Source organism: Psychrobacter sp. AOP7-B1-24 (assembly GCF_052376215.1).
GTDB lineage: Bacteria > Pseudomonadota > Gammaproteobacteria > Pseudomonadales > Moraxellaceae > Psychrobacter.
Genome location: NZ_JBQSVL010000008.1, coordinates 71615 through 86736 on the forward strand (window position 1 = coordinate 71615; position 15122 = coordinate 86736).

Genomic DNA, 15122 nt, shown 5'->3' on the forward strand with positions numbered 1-15122 from the left:
AGTTTAAATAGCATTGATTTTCATATTAATATTACAATGGTTTTTCATCAATATAGGTTAATAAAGCAGAGATAACTATGGATAAGTTGCGCGATTTTTTAAAAACCTGGCCAGGTCGCATTTTATTGATTTTATGCCTATCGCCGCTCGCTCTATTGGGTATCGAAAGCTATTTGGGCGCCGGAGTAGATCCTAACCAAGTTGCTCAGGTAGGTGATGCAAGCGTAGGACTGACTCAATATCAGTCTGCTGTCAATAGCCGTCGTACTGAGGTATTAGAACAAGTTGATGATGCCAGCTTATTAAATGAAGATGTGTTGCATGAGCAGGTATTAAAAGGTCTGATTGATCGTACGCTACTAGAGCAGCAAGCTGGCAAGTTGGGTATGACCGTCTCTGATGACACAATTAATCGTTTATTGCGTCAAGAAGAGGTTTTTCAGGATGCTGACGGTAACTTTTCTAACGATCAATTTGCCAGCTTTTTGCGTCAGCGCAATATGACGAAGAACCAACTGTTTGCTGAGTTTCGTAATCAGCTCAGTCTGGACCAGCTCAATGCCAGTATCGTTAGTACTGCAGTATATCCCATGCAAGCGGTCAGTCAATTAATTGACCTGCAGCTTGAGTCGCGCAATATCTGGTTGTACCGTTTTAATTGGCAAGATTATACGGATCAGGTTAACGTAAGTGAGGGTGATATCCAAACTTATTATGATGCCAATAAAGAGACACTCAAAAGTGCGGCAATGGTAGATTTGGCTTATCTGCAACTCAGCCCTCAAACTATTCAGGTAACTGACATTACGACAGAAGATTTGCAGCAGCAATATGAGGCTTACAAGCAAGAGCAAGCAATCGTTGATGAGCGTCAAATCAGTCAAATTCTATTAACCGGTGATGATGCTAAAGCAAGAGCAGATCAGATTAAAACTCGTCTAGATAATGGAGAGTCTTTTGTCGCCTTAGCAAAATCAGAGTCAGATGACCCATCAGGAGAAACAGGTGGTGCTATCGGTCGCTTTAACCCTTCGGTATTTGGTAATGACGCAGTAGCCGTTGAAGATGCCTTAAAAGGACTGAGTGTTGGCGATGTGACAACTCCTGTTAAGACCAGTTTTGGTTATCAGATATTTACGGTTACTGAAGATAATGGTAGCGCCATACCAACGCTAGAAAGCATGCGTGATGAGTTAACGGCTCAAGCGACAGAGTATAAGCGTCAAGAGATGTATGCGGATAAAGTGACAGCGATTAATGATATGGCAGCAGATGGATTTAGTATCGAAGATATCGCTGAGCAAGAGAACGTGACATTGAAAAGCATCAAAGATTATCGTAAAGAGAATAATAGCTCAGTATTGCCTCAACCAGCAGTGATTAAGCAAGCATTTGATGAATTTACCCTTCAGGATCAGGCTGTGACTGCCGGTATTGAAGTAGGTGCTGGAACAGTATGGGTGCAACCAAGTAACTACCGTCCTACTAAGACGCTGACTTTAGAAGCTGCCACGCCAAGAGTGACACAGATACTACGTCAGCAAAAAGCCACAGCATTGGCACTAAAAGAAGCCAAAGCACTGGCCACTGGTATTAAGATTCCAGCTGATATTAGTCAGCAACCAGTTGCACTTCAGGCATTAGGTACAGTAAATCGTCAAACACCATTATTGACAGAAAAAGAGCGCGGATTGGCGTTTAGTCAGCAAGCTGCTAACAATGGTGTCGTTGCTATCGCGAGTGAGACTGAAATAGGTGCTACTCTACTGGTTGGTGATCGTATTAAAACAGAACCGCAGTCTCAATTGACTGATGACCAACGTGCGCAAACGGCGACTATTATTCGGGATAATTTGGGTCAAGATCAACTGCAAGATTATCTGGATTATCTACGTTTGGTATATAAAGTTGAGATCAATGACGCCAATGTAGCGAATGCGCAAGGGCGTTAAGCTAAGTATTGATAAGTACAAAAAAAGCCACTGTAGATATATCTACAGTGGCTTTTTTATGCTCGTACTATCCACGTCAGTCTTATTGCGTATGACGTGGACTCTGGTTTCTTAATGGCGGAAATGGCGCATACCAGTGAAGACCATCGCGATACCATGCTCATTTGCTGCAGCAATGGTTTCGTCGTCACGCATAGAGCCACCTGGCTGGATGATAGCAGAGATGCCTACTGCAGCAGCGTTATCGATACCATCACGGAATGGGAAGAAAGCGTCTGATGCCATCACAGCGCCTTCAGTCGCTAATCCAGCATGCTCTGCTTTTATAGCAGCGATACGAGCTGAGTTAACGCGGCTCATCTGACCTGCGCCCACACCGATCGTGCGCTGTCCTTTAGCATAGACAATGGCGTTAGATTTAACGTATTTGGCCACATTCCAGCTGAACAATAGATCAGCAATTTGTGCTTCAGTTGGTTGTACGTCTGTGACGATTTTTAAATCGTTAGCCGTAATTAAACCAAGATCTTGTTCTTGAACTAGTAAGCCGCCGTTGACGCGCTTATAGTCAAGTTGAGAGTCACGTTGATTTGGTGCTGGTAGCTCACCGCATACCAATACACGTACGTTTTTCTTAGCAGCAGTTGCTTCGAGCACACCATCTTCGATACTAGGCGCAATAATCACTTCTACAAATTGATTGTCGATAATGGCTTTTGCCGCTGCAAGTGTTAATGGGCGGTTGAAGGCGATAATACCACCAAATGAAGACTCAGGATCGGTGCTAAATGCAGTGTTATAGGCAACTACTTGGTCATTGTCAACCGCGACACCACAAGGGTTGGCGTGTTTTACGATGACACAAGCTGGAGTGCTGAAAGCTTTAACGCATTCAAGAGCTGCATCAGTGTCAGCGATATTGTTATAAGAGAGTGCTTTACCTTGTAGCTGCTTAGCAGTCGCTATAGAAGCCTGTTGGCTCTTTAGAGGTTGGTTTTCGATGTAGAAAGCAGCGTTTTGATGTGGGTTTTCGCCGTAGCGTAAGTCTTGTGCTTTCTCAAGCTGCACATTGAATGTACGCGAGAAATTTTCTGGTTCTTGGTTTTCGTTCACACGGCTACCTAAGAAGTTGGCAATCATGCCATCGTATTGGGCTGTATGTTCGAAAGCTTTAACTGCTAAGTCATAGCGTAGAGCAGAGGTCAGTTTGGTGCTATCGCCTAAAGCAGTCAGGATGCGATCGTAATCTGTTGGATCAGTGACGATACCCACATGGGCGTGGTTTTTTGCAGCCGAACGTACCATAGTAGGGCCGCCAATATCGATATTTTCGATAGCGTCATTCATAGTCACATCAGCACGAGCAATGGTTTCAGCAAATGGATATAAATTTACTACCACCAAATCAATGCGCTCAATGGCGTGTTCGCTCATGACAGCATCGTCTGTACCGCGGCGCCCTAAGATACCACCATGGATTTTAGGGTGTAGCGTTTTTACACGACCATCCATCATTTCAGGGAAACCAGTATAGTCTGAGACTTCGGTGACAGCGACGTTGTTTTCTGTGAGCAGTCGATAAGTCCCGCCAGTAGACAGTAGGCCAAAACCTGCTTTGATAAGGCCTTGAGCAAATTCAACAATATTAGTTTTATCGGAGACCGATAATAGAGCAAGTGGGGTAGTACTCATAAAAAAACTTCCATAAAAAAAGCCTGACGTAAACGTCTGGCAAGGTGATCAAGACAATTATTGTAGACAGTATCAGGATAGATAATGTCACGAATATTAAATTGCCGTGCATAATGAGGGTCAGTGAAGATAAGTGTACTCATGGAGCTTGGGCTACATTAAGTCATAAGTTTTGAGTTTTTTGCGTAAAGTACCGCGGTTGAGACCTAGGATTTGCGCACATTTGGTTTGATTGCCACGAGTTTTTTCAAGGACAACGGATAACAGTGGCTCTTCTACTTGTTTTAAGATTAGATCGTATAAGTCGGTGGGTATCTCATCGCCTAGCATCGTAAAATACTGCCGTACCACGCGTTCAACATGCACCCGTAGTGGCTCGTGCGCATGGTTCGCATAGCCATCTTCTGAGCTGCTAAGACGGTGCTGAGAATAATGAGGGTGGTTTTCTTTATTATAGTCGGCAGGATGCTCAGAGCTTGTAGCAAAATGAGGCGCATAATGCTGTGCATGAGGTGCCATAAGATAATGTCCTTGGGATTGGTGAGAATCAAACCATAAGATATTGAGGTATTATATCAAATTAATATCATTTGGCACTGATAGATTGACAGTTAGTTTTGCAGTATAGTCATGCCACTATAAAAATATTATGGCGTTACCCTATAGTCAGTCCTAAATAAAAAAGATACAAATGTAACCATGCGATATAGGCATACATTTTCCTTGCTTGCTGTGCCTGCGCAGACAGAGGCGACGCAAAATGCATCCAGTATCGCTGTGTTTGTTTTATAGTGGATCGACTATACTTAAACGTACAATCTACAGTTGGCTGTCTGTATTACTTTTGAATTGCCCTGACTATAGAGCTTGTCCTCATTGCAAAAATGGAAAAAACTGTCATCAAACGAGAAAGATAGCGTAGGTAATATCGAGATATCGACCAACTATTTGACGATTTTTGGCCACATTCAGTCCAGTTAGATGATGACTATCGTTTGAACCAAAAATAGGCCCTAATATACATGGCTTACGCTAATGTCACGAATTTTTGCATTAGAAACAGGCACAGTAAAAAGTATATTGCGGCTACTCTCTGCAGCCAGTTGGCTTTGTTTGCTTAATAAATAGTCACCTGGATCAGCGATAAACTCACCAATTAGTTCATTTTCACCATATACACTGACTTTAACACTCGGATATAGCTGTGTATTTGCGCTTTGATTACTTAATGTAGCGCTAATATCGCTGAATTTTCCAGACCTTTTTATTTGACTGGATTTATGAGTGGTATTAGTAATTGTCCAAGCATTTATGTCAGCATTCGGCAAACTGCAAGCAGCTGCTGAACATATTGCTTGTAGCCTTTCAGCATAAGCAGGGTTTTTTACTAAGGTTTCTAAGTTGAAAATGACATACTGTGCAAAAAGTAGTAGCGCCAATACCAAGCATCCAAGTATCCACAATAGCGATGCTGCTGAACGTTTTTTCGGCGTTGGTATGAAGCTTTCCTGTGTTTTTCTTCTACGTTCGTTAAGGGCTTTATCTTCATCTTTGAGAGGCACACCCATATCGAGCAATAGTCGAGACAGGTCTGTATCATCCTGTGGCATGTCTTCATGTTTGTTTTGGTCTTTGAGCAGTTTTTCGAGCCATAAGTCGTTGTTCTTTTCATCAACATTGGCATGAATATCATTTGATACTACTGAACTGGTGCTTTGATTGATAGTGTCAGATGCGCTCTTTGAGGGTTCATTAGCCGAAGGGGTAGATGCATTATTTATTTGATCTAGCCATGCATCCATACTCTCTAAAGAATCATACTCTAAAGGGGTTTCTTCTGGCTCATAGGCATCCATGTCGTCATAGATTAATATATCAGAAGAAGGTTTCTTTGGACGTTGTTTATTGAGTGAAGATTTAGAGTCGTTTGAGCCATTTTTATTATTAATATCAGTTTTCACGGTGTCTGCTTGATTAGGTGCTGTGGTGGTATCAGACGTCACAACAAGATTTTTGTTTACCAAAAAACTCTGTTGGCATTGATTGCAGCTTACAGTGGCGTTTGCTTTATTTAACTGGGTTGGTTGTATTTTAAAGCAAGCTTTGCAATGAGGACACTGAGTTTTTATGGGCGTGGTCATAGGGTCGAATCCAAAAAAGTATGGTTATCAATACCGATTCGCCACTCAATAAAGGTCGCCTATGACGCTAAGAGAGTTGTTGAAAAGCTCTTAAAGGCTGCGAGTCATGGGCAAGAATAGAGTGGCATCAAACACATAATATCTGACTGCCCTCTATCGTAACAGATGTAATTAAATGTTGCTAGCCTGTAAATGTACCAGATAAACGTTGCCAATGTTGGTCTTCTTGTGATGTAAAAGCATGCTTTGCATCAAGCGCAAAGTAAGGTTGGTAAGCAGCAGTCACTTCATCTGTTTGTGACTCGATCAGTCCTGCTAAAACAATACGACCTTTTTGTGCAATTAAAGTAGCAAAGTAAGGTGCTAAGCCAATGAGGGGTTTTGCTAAGATATTGGCTACAATGATATCGACTGGAATAACATCATTTTGCGAGCAATAATCGGTAAACTCTTCTGGTAAAAAAGCTTGCAAACGATCATCGACATGATTGCGTGCTGCATTTTGATTGGTAGCTAGTACCGCTTGTGGGTCGATATCAACCGCATAAACTTTACGTGCACCTAACAGTAAAGCAGCGATACCTAAAATCCCTGAGCCGCAGCCATAATCAATAACCACTTTATCTTTTATCTCTTGCTCCGTTAACCAATCTAGACATAAGCGAGTAGTGGCATGATAGCCGGTACCAAAAGCCAAACCTGGATCCATAATGATATTAGTGGCTTCAGGATTGGGTGGTGTTATCCAGTTGGGTACAATCCATAGATTATTGGCACATTCTATTGGATGATAGTTGTTCATCCATTCACGTTCCCAGTCTTTGTCATCGACAGCACTTAACCAAATACGAGTGGCTTGTACTTGTGCTGCGATTTCATGGCTTAATTTCTCGACAGCTTGGCGACTGCCAGCATCGGTCGTGGCATCAAACAGTCCTGTAAGTATGACCTCATCCCATAATGGAGACTCACCTGGTAATGGTTCAAATAAAGGTTGGTCACCAGCGTCATCTAAGGCGATGGATAGTGCACCTGCTTCTAGTAGCAATGCCTCAGCCAAATCGACGTTTGCTTTTTCACATTGTAAATGTAGTTGTTGCCATGCCATAACGATAACCTTAAGCTAAATTAAAAATAAATATATATTTTGGATGAATTATGAATGTAGAGAATACAAAAAGTGAATAGGTTGTAAACTTGAAACCTATTCACTCAGACATGCTGCTAGATCTACTATGTTATTAGCGCAAGGCTTGTTTCGCCTCACTAATCACACGTGAATTGCCTTGTGCTTGTCCTGATTGCAAGATGATTTGCCATAGTGCGCGTCTACGGCTGGTGTCTTGCGACACACTAAGGCCACGACGTGCCATAGCCTCTGCCTTACGGGGTTGGTTTTTTTTCAATGCGACTTGTGCCAAATAGAAATACACAGCCGATGATTTGGGTGCTAGGCGCTGTGCACGGGTAAAGCTGTTTTCAGCGTTGGTCAACTGGTTTGCTTTAAGCTGACTGATCCCCGTCTGCATTAAACTCCGAAATGCTGGTAGGTTACTATTATTAGAGGCAGCTTGTTGCGCTCGTTGCTGCGAGTTACTTCTAGCACGTTCCAACATTTCGCTGTGTGACGGTAGAGACGGTTCAGGGACGACGTATTCCTCACGAGAAGGAATAATAATAACGGTGTCAGGTTGTTGAGTTGGTATAGGATCGGATGGGACGAAGATTGGAGTTTCTTGCGTCAACGGGTTTGTCTGATTCGTTTGTTCAGATGAGATGTCCGGTTCAATGGCATATTGGCCATCGTCATCCGCTTCAGTGACAGTTGTTGGTGTCACAGTTGCCGCAGGTGTCTCGGGTATCTGTGATGATGGCGCTGTCTGAATCGGTGTGGTATTCATCGTCGTGGGTGCGGTCTGACAAGCGCTGAGGCTCAACATGCTGATAAGCGTACCAGTTATCAATACTGTATTGGTTGGGGTGGTTTTTTTGGGAAAACCAATAACAGCTTGCTTAACTGACATAGTTTGTTTGGAAATTGACAACATGTTGAGACCTTCTGTAATGTGTAAAAGCAACTTTAGAACCATTCAACCGCACGGTCAAACCAAGTATCCGCATCGTTTTCATCTTGCTCGTTGCCTTCTTGGTTTTCCGAATCAATAGCTTCACCCTCGGTGCTGCCAAAACCGCCATTATCGCCTTGCTGGTTTTGCCATTGTGACAGTTCACGCGCACGATCTTGTTGATACAAGCCTATCGCACAACTACTGGCTTCTTGTGGCAAGTGAGATGATAGTACTGGTAAATAGCGTGCATCAGCACAGCGTTCATTGGACAGCTTTCCTGAGTTGTTCTCTAGCCATAACCATTCAATCCCTTCAGGCTCTGGTAGCGATACAGGCGTCAGCTTAAGACGGTCCATATAGTCGATCCAAACTGGTAATGCGCCACTACCACCGCTTAGACCAATAGGTTGGTTATCATCACGACCCACCCAGACCACGCTGACATAGTTACCACTGTAGCCTGCAAACCATGCATCACGAAAGTCGTTTGTGGTACCTGTTTTGCCTGCTAAGTGTAAATTGCTACCCAGCGATTTTGCGCGTTTAGCCGTACCACTTTCTACCACTTGCTGTAATGCATAGTTAGTCAAGAAGTTGGCTTCAGGTGGAATGCTACGCTGAGTGTTAAGACCAGTACGTTGTAAGATACTGCCGCGATCATCAATAACAGTACGAATACTATGAATAGGTGTACGAAAGCCACCTGTGGCAAAGACTTGGTATACACCCAACATATCCATTGGGCTAAGGTTGACAGAACCTAGCAGTGCCGAAGGGTAAGGCGGGATTTCTTCTTTGACGCCCATACGCTGCAGTTGTTTGACAAAGGTATCGACACCGAACTCCATACCCAAATGTACCGCCGCTTGGTTATATGATTGTGAAAGTGCTGTTGTCAGAGGTACATAGCCATGGTCACGGTTGTCGTAGTTTTTAGGATTCCACTTAGAGCCATCACCGAGGTTGACTGTGATAGGGGAGTCATCGACTGGACTTGCTAGGTTATAGCGACCACTTTCGAGTGCTGTCATATAGATAACAGGTTTTAGTATCGAGCCTACTTGGCGTTTGGCATCGACAGCACGGTTAAAGCCAGTAAACTCACTACCACTACCTACCACAGATACCAGTTCACCAGTTTCAGGGTTGGCACTGACGAGCGCACCTTGTAAGTCTTTAGTTTTACTGTTTTTACCACGTAGCTCACCCAGTTTTTTATCCACCGCTTTGTCTGCTGCTAATTGGGCAATAGGATCCAAGGTACTGATGATCGTCAGACCTTCGTTTTTGAGGTCGTCAGAATAGTATACTTCATTCAACTCACGTTTAACGATGTCCAAAAAGTCAGGGAATTGACTCTTGCCTTCGACTGCCTTTTCAGCGATACCTAGCGGCTGCTCTATGGCTTCATCGTAATCTTCTTGAGCCAGTGACCCCACTGTTAACATGTTGTTAAGCACAATATTACGACGTTCTTTTGAGTCGTTTGGATTGCGGCGTGGATTATAAAGACTTGGGCCTTTTGCCATACCTACCAACAGCGCTTGTTGGTCTAGGCTGAGCTCTTTAAGGGGTTTGTTAAAGTAAAACTGTGACGCCAAGCCAAAACCATTAATAGAGCGTTTACCGTTTTGACCTAAGTAAATCTCGTTGAGATAGGTTTGTAGAATTTCGTCTTTGCTATAATGTAATTCAAGCAATACAGCCATTAACGCTTCGTTGGCTTTGCGTTTGAGCGTACGGTCTGAATTGAGATAGAAGTTTTTAATAAGCTGCTGAGTAATCGTTGAGCCGCCCTGACGAGAGCCGCCAGAGAAGTTGTTTATGACAGCACGTGCGATCCCACGTATAGAAACACCTTTGTGCTCATAAAATGCACGGTCTTCAGTGGCTATCAGTGCATCGATAAGCGGTTGTGGCACATCCTCTAACGAGACGACCATACGATCTTCATTGCTGTCTGGGTAAATACCACCGATATTAACGGGCTCTAAGCGGATAATGCCACTTTTGGCAGGTAACGTGCTTTGGATAGATGCAATTTTATTACCATTAATAGTCATTTTGATGACTTGCTCTTTATCCACATCATTAGCGCTATAAGTAAAGCCCCGCGTATGGATAAAGTAGGTATTACCAGTTTTATGATAAGTACCAGTACGGTCATAGGCTTTGTTGCTCTGGTAGTTGAGCAGCTCTAGCCACGTCTTCATCGTATCTGTATCGACATTTGCACCTTGATATAATTCAAGTGGCTGCGAGTATACTTTTGCAGGGATATCCCAGCGCTTACCCTCAAATTTTTGGGTAATGGTGCGATCAAGTTTAATCAAGTATAGTGCCAACAGCACCATACCAACGATAATAATAATTAATATGAGACTACTAAGTACTAAACCACGCTGTTTTGAAGGTAGCGTATTTGTCATAGCCTTAGAAGACTGTGATAATTTAGTATTTGGTAGCTTTGGATTTGATTTTTGCACTGATGTCGCACCATTTTGGTATAAAAAACTGCTTCATAATGACGTAAATTGACAAATTTTTCAATCTATCATCGCTGAAGCAGGCATTCATGAGTATTAGACTGTGAGTAGTGACGCCACTCACAGCACTTGCTTGTAGTATAATCTCTATAAAAACACTTGTATCAATATCTTCGTATCGATACCTTTATATTAGTATTAAAGCTTTTAGTGCTTTTAATTTAGATGACGAGCGCCATATAAGATCGTTATCTACGATAGCAGTTTAATATTGCTGCAACGATGTGTTTTTTATGAATTATCAGTTGTTATTGTTGTTATATACTTTCATAGGATTTGAGCATCTTTAATGATGAGTATGTATATAAAAGCGAATTTACTGCAAGTGAATATGGTTCGAGCAAACCTGTCTAAAGGAAGTAAGCGCGATTATGTCTAGTGTCCCTGCATCAACAGCCTCTACCCAAAATCATCATCATGAAAATAGCTCGATTACCGAAGGTTTGGTGCTACCACTCGAGGACCATTGTTTTCATTGCGGTGATCCTGTACCGCAGCCGCCGTTTTATGCCGATATATTGGGTCAATCACGTGAGATGTGTTGTATGGGCTGTCAGTTGGCAGCGCAGAGCATCGTAGAGGCTGGGCTTGAGCAATATTATCTGGATCGCTCAGAGATCAGCCGTACGGCCAGCTTACCAGTAGAGATGACACGCCTTGAGGCTTATGATCATGATGAAATAAAGCAGCAGTTTGTGTATGCGCAGGATGGCATGTCGGTGGCAGAGCTGTCTGTGAACAACCTGCGCTGTGCAGCGTGTACGTGGTTGATTGAGTCACGTCTCGATGAGTTGGACGGTATCAGTAAATGTCAGGTCAATTTGACCAATCAGCGTATGCGGGTGATTTGGAACGAAGATAAGCTACCAATTAGTCGTATTTTAGCGGTTATCAATGAAATCGGCTATGAAGCTAAGCCTTATCGTCAAGACACGCATGAGGCTATGCTGGCACGGCACACCAATCAAATGCTGCTGCGCCTTGGTATTGCTGCATTGGGTTCGATGCAAGCGATGATGTATGCGGTGGCGCTTTATTTTGGTGAATATAGCGACATGTTGATATTGCAGCGTGATTTTTTGCGCTGGGTCTCATTGTTTGTCAGTACGCCAGTGTTTTTTTATGCTGGATTACCGTTTTTTACGTCAGCTTGGTCAGCGATTCGCGCCCGTCAAGTCAATATGGATGTGCCCGTCAGTATCGCACTGGTTGTGACTTTTGGCGCCAGTCTTTATGCCACTATTACTGGGCAAGGCGAGACATATTATGATTCGGTCAGTATGTTTATTTTCTTTTTATTGGCAGGGCGTTACATCGAGCATAATGCCCGCCTCAAAGCCGCGACCATGGCCAATGATTTGGTGGTGGTTGAACCAGTGTTGGTGCAAAAAATTGCGGAAGATAAGCAAGCGGCTGAGCGTATCTTGCAACAGATTTCGCAGAACCTGCCCAATGAAACAGCGGCTAGCAACGAAAGTGAAAGTGTTGTTATTAATAGCACTGATTTGAATGGCAATAATTTAAATATCAATATGACAAGTAACGTAGCAAGTAACCAGAATTTATCAAGTGCTATGCCCAATTTTATGAAGCGCATAGATAATAATGTTCATGAGCTAACCGCACGTATCGCCGAAGATTGGCAGCAATCGCGTAGTCAACGCTTCTCCTTATCAAAAAAAGAGTCAAAGCTAGAATCAAAACCAGAGTCAACAACAGACGTCAGCGTCGAAGAAAAAAATAGTATACAAGATAAAAAAATGGTGACCGCTCACAGCTTGCAAGTGGGTGACATTATCATGGTAGAGGCTGGATCTGAGATTATCAGTGATGGTATTTTGCTCAGTCCAACTGCCACAGTTTCACAAAGCTTGCTGACAGGCGAGGGCGACTTGATTATCAAATCTCAAGGCGACTATATCGTTGGCGGTGCGCAAAACGACAGCCAGCCATTTGAGATGCTGGTCACCGCATTGCCAGAAGACAGTCAGATCGGCTTGATTGACAGACTTATGAACCGTGCCATGAGTGAAAAACCAAAACTGGCGCAGCAAGCGGATAAGCTGGCACGCTGGTTCGTGGCGCGGATTTTAGTATTGTCTGTCTTAGTGTTTGTCGGTTGGTATATCGTTGATCCAAGCCAAGCCATTTGGGCGACAGTCGCCGTATTGGTCGCGACTTGTCCTTGTGCGCTATCTTTAGCGACGCCTATCGCGCTAACGGTAGCGACCAATCGACTCGCTAGCTATGGTTTTTTGACCACACGTGGACATACACTACAAACGCTTGCTGAAATAACCCATGTGGCTTTTGACAAGACAGGAACGCTGACTTACGGTAAGCCGAATTTACTCAATATCGAGTTAACGGATTTTTTAAATCAAAAAGAGACAGAAGGTTTAGCATTATCTGATCAAAAAGATAAGATATTAGCCATCGCTGCTGCTCTAGAAGTGGGTAGTCGCCATCCCATTGCCCACGCATTGCTCACGGCGGCTTATCAATTGCACCTGCCAGCCACGCAAGCATTACAGCATTATCCAGCGGGTGGGGTAGAAGCGACAATTGATGGTATGTCATATCGAATTGGTCATGTGGATTTTGCCTTAGACAATACCAATGATGCTAGTGTAAATAATAGTATAACTATTGATTTAGTAGCACAGCGTGCTAGTTCAGCGGTAGTTTTGTCTTGTCAAAATTATGATTCAGAAAACTGGCAGGCGCTGGCATGCTTTTATTTTAATGATAAAGTGCGTGATAGTGCTAAGTCGATGATTGATGCACTGAAAGCGCTAGGCATTGAGTCTGTGATGCTGACCGGTGACCCAAGTCCACAAGCATTAGTCATGGCTGAAGGTTTGGGTATGCAATCTGCTTATAATGGTCTATCGCCAGCTGATAAAGTCAATCATATTCAAAGCTTGCAATCTAAAGACGCGGTCGTACTGATGGTCGGTGACGGTATCAATGATGCACCAGTATTGGCAGCGGCAGATGTCTCCACCTCAATTGCTGGCGCGGCAGATTTAGCACAAGTATCTAGTGATAGTATTATTTTAAATGGTCACATTGAGGCGATTACTGCGGCCAAACGTATCGCTGATAAAACAGAGCGTATCATCAAGCAAAACTTCCGCTGGGCCATTGCTTATAACAGTATCGTTCTCATACCAGCCGCTTTGGGCTACGTGCCACCATGGCTCGCTGCTATTGGTATGTCACTCAGCTCATTGTTTGTGGTCTTAAATGCATTGCGTTTGAAGCGCGCTTAGGGATGACTTGAAGCAAGGTGCTCTGTGATTGATAAGTACCAATAGATTGAGTGCTAGGCGATTAGGTGTTAGGAGGTTAAGTACTAGGAATTTGGCAACATTTAAATCAATGATAGGTATTCAGTTTTTTATCTATAGATTCGGTGGTATCGCAACCGAGCAAGAGCACTGATAGTATTAGTATTAAGTTTTTCATAGTTTACTTGCAGTAGCAACTCAAGTTAAGTGGGTGATCGCTGAACTAACTTGAGCATCACCAACGTTGAGTTGTGAGTATATTTGTTCGGTTCTGTGATCGGTCATCGGCTCTCATGGGCCTTTATTTATTGATCTAAAGTGAATAGATAGATTGAAGCTATTGCATATACTCCCAAAAATTAGGGGTTTGATAGTTTTCGTTAATACGATAGCCTTCTTCAATTAATTCAGACTCTATTGTATATCTAATACCTAAATCTTCCTCTACATTTTTTTCGTGAGCTGTTTTTAGCGCAGATCCATTCAACTCAAAGCCATTTTCTAAAACGTTGCGATCAACATATCCAGCCGTTTCGAAAGAAAAACTCAACATATACTGCTCTTCTTTTTTTTCGTTTTCATCTGCTTTTCTAAGCCATATCCATAAAATGATACCATCAAGATATAAGTTGAAATTTAGATCTTTATGAGCATCATTTTTAAATATGTCCACCCATTCCTCGTAAGTTAAGATATAACTTGGGTCAATAACTTCGCGGTGCTCATTAATGAACTTTAAGTTATCTAGTTCTGAGATACGAGGTTCTGCGTTCGTATAGTATTGTCGCCAACCTTGTTGATTAATCTGTGTTAGTAGCTCCTTATAGGCTGAGTAAGCTTCTTTTGGTTCCACAAATTCTGCTTTGTTTAAGCTAGAATCAATATCTATACCTACAATACCTTTACTGACGTTATTGTTTTTAGAGCTTCCTAATACAGAAAATGCGTTGTCTATCCTTAAGGTATGATTCTCATGAGCAATATTGACGGACCCTAGATCAGGAGGCGTCCAAAACAAATCAAAAAAGCTCATTCCAGCAGGTTGGATGTCTACATCGCCACCAGTATAAGTGTTAAAGTCTTCAACGCCTTGCTGACCAAAGTGAAGAGTGACGTTTTGTGGTGTGGATATAGATTTGTTTTCTTGCGATATGTATTGAAACAAGATAAAAACAATCGCCACGATAACCACTAATGTGACTGCTTTAAAGGATAGTAATCGCATGGTGTTTTACCTTTATTGATATCAAAATATATATTGGCGTTAGCTTGCTTATTGTCTTAAAAAGTAAAACGCTTTGTGGTCGATAAACGTAAAAATAGGTTTGCATCTTGGCGAAGAATATTACCTTAAATTGCTTGAATGAATAAAACCAACATCAGCATCGCTATAAATAAAGACCCAGTCATTCTCTTTCCATAAGCCAGT

General features: G+C 42.7%; 9 protein-coding genes. 2 read left to right on the forward strand and 7 right to left on the reverse strand.

Annotation, left to right across the window (positions count from 1 at the left end; translation table 11 throughout):
• Positions 1-77: 77 nt before the first annotated feature.
• On the forward strand, positions 78-1952 hold the full coding sequence (locus tag ACT3QP_RS03245) for a SurA N-terminal domain-containing protein (RefSeq protein WP_444524452.1): 1875 nt from the start codon (positions 78-80) through the stop codon (positions 1950-1952).
• Between the two features lie 111 nt (positions 1953-2063).
• On the opposite strand, the gene purH is transcribed toward ACT3QP_RS03245, so the two are convergent.
• The 6 genes from purH to mrcB form a co-directional block, all read right to left on the reverse strand.
• The gene (gene purH, locus ACT3QP_RS03250) at positions 2064-3644 is read right to left on the reverse strand and encodes a bifunctional phosphoribosylaminoimidazolecarboxamide formyltransferase/IMP cyclohydrolase (protein ID WP_444524453.1); all 1581 of its coding nucleotides are present in this window, start codon (positions 3642-3644) and stop codon (positions 2064-2066) included.
• Positions 3645-3797: 153 nt separating this feature from the next.
• Complete coding sequence (locus ACT3QP_RS03255; protein ID WP_444524454.1) at positions 3798-4163, reverse strand: helix-turn-helix domain-containing protein; 366 nt, start codon at positions 4161-4163, stop codon at positions 3798-3800.
• 494 nt (positions 4164-4657) lie between these two features.
• Positions 4658-5785 carry a DUF3426 domain-containing protein gene (locus ACT3QP_RS03260; RefSeq protein WP_444524455.1) on the reverse strand — a complete coding sequence of 376 codons (1128 nt, stop codon included), beginning with the start codon at positions 5783-5785 and terminating at the stop codon, positions 4658-4660.
• A 181-nt stretch (positions 5786-5966) separates the two neighbouring features.
• Positions 5967-6893 (reverse strand): 50S ribosomal protein L11 methyltransferase, encoded by a 927-nt coding sequence (gene prmA / locus ACT3QP_RS03265; RefSeq protein WP_444524456.1) that lies wholly within the window; start codon positions 6891-6893, stop codon positions 5967-5969.
• A 133-nt stretch (positions 6894-7026) separates the two neighbouring features.
• A complete protein-coding gene (locus ACT3QP_RS03270) occupies positions 7027-7833 on the reverse strand; it encodes a tetratricopeptide repeat protein (protein ID WP_444524457.1) in 807 nt (268 codons plus the stop codon).
• 32 nt (positions 7834-7865) lie between these two features.
• Positions 7866-10340: a penicillin-binding protein 1B gene (gene mrcB / locus ACT3QP_RS03275; RefSeq protein WP_444524458.1), complete on the reverse strand. Its 2475-nt coding sequence runs from the start codon at positions 10338-10340 to the stop codon at positions 7866-7868.
• Between the two features lie 431 nt (positions 10341-10771).
• Between mrcB and ACT3QP_RS03280 the strand changes: the two genes are divergently transcribed.
• Complete coding sequence (locus tag ACT3QP_RS03280; protein WP_444524459.1) at positions 10772-13675, forward strand: heavy metal translocating P-type ATPase; 2904 nt, start codon at positions 10772-10774, stop codon at positions 13673-13675.
• Positions 13676-14030: 355 nt separating this feature from the next.
• Here ACT3QP_RS03280 and ACT3QP_RS03285 read toward each other — a convergent pair whose 3' ends face one another.
• A complete protein-coding gene (locus tag ACT3QP_RS03285) occupies positions 14031-14918 on the reverse strand; it encodes a hypothetical protein (RefSeq protein ID WP_444524460.1) in 888 nt (295 codons plus the stop codon).
• Positions 14919-15122 lie beyond the last annotated feature (204 nt).

Coding starts and splice junctions, on each gene's coding strand:
- ACT3QP_RS03245 (WP_444524452.1), top strand. CDS start 78: ATGGATAAGTTGCGCGATTTTTTAAAAACCTGGCCAGGTCGCATTTTA.
- purH (WP_444524453.1), bottom strand. CDS start 3,644: ATGAGTACTACCCCACTTGCTCTATTATCGGTCTCCGATAAAACTAAT.
- ACT3QP_RS03255 (WP_444524454.1), bottom strand. CDS start 4,163: ATGGCACCTCATGCACAGCATTATGCGCCTCATTTTGCTACAAGCTCT.
- ACT3QP_RS03260 (WP_444524455.1), bottom strand. CDS start 5,785: ATGACCACGCCCATAAAAACTCAGTGTCCTCATTGCAAAGCTTGCTTT.
- prmA (WP_444524456.1), bottom strand. CDS start 6,893: ATGGCATGGCAACAACTACATTTACAATGTGAAAAAGCAAACGTCGAT.
- ACT3QP_RS03270 (WP_444524457.1), bottom strand. CDS start 7,833: ATGTTGTCAATTTCCAAACAAACTATGTCAGTTAAGCAAGCTGTTATT.
- ACT3QP_RS03280 (WP_444524459.1), top strand. CDS start 10,772: ATGTCTAGTGTCCCTGCATCAACAGCCTCTACCCAAAATCATCATCAT.
- ACT3QP_RS03285 (WP_444524460.1), bottom strand. CDS start 14,918: ATGCGATTACTATCCTTTAAAGCAGTCACATTAGTGGTTATCGTGGCG.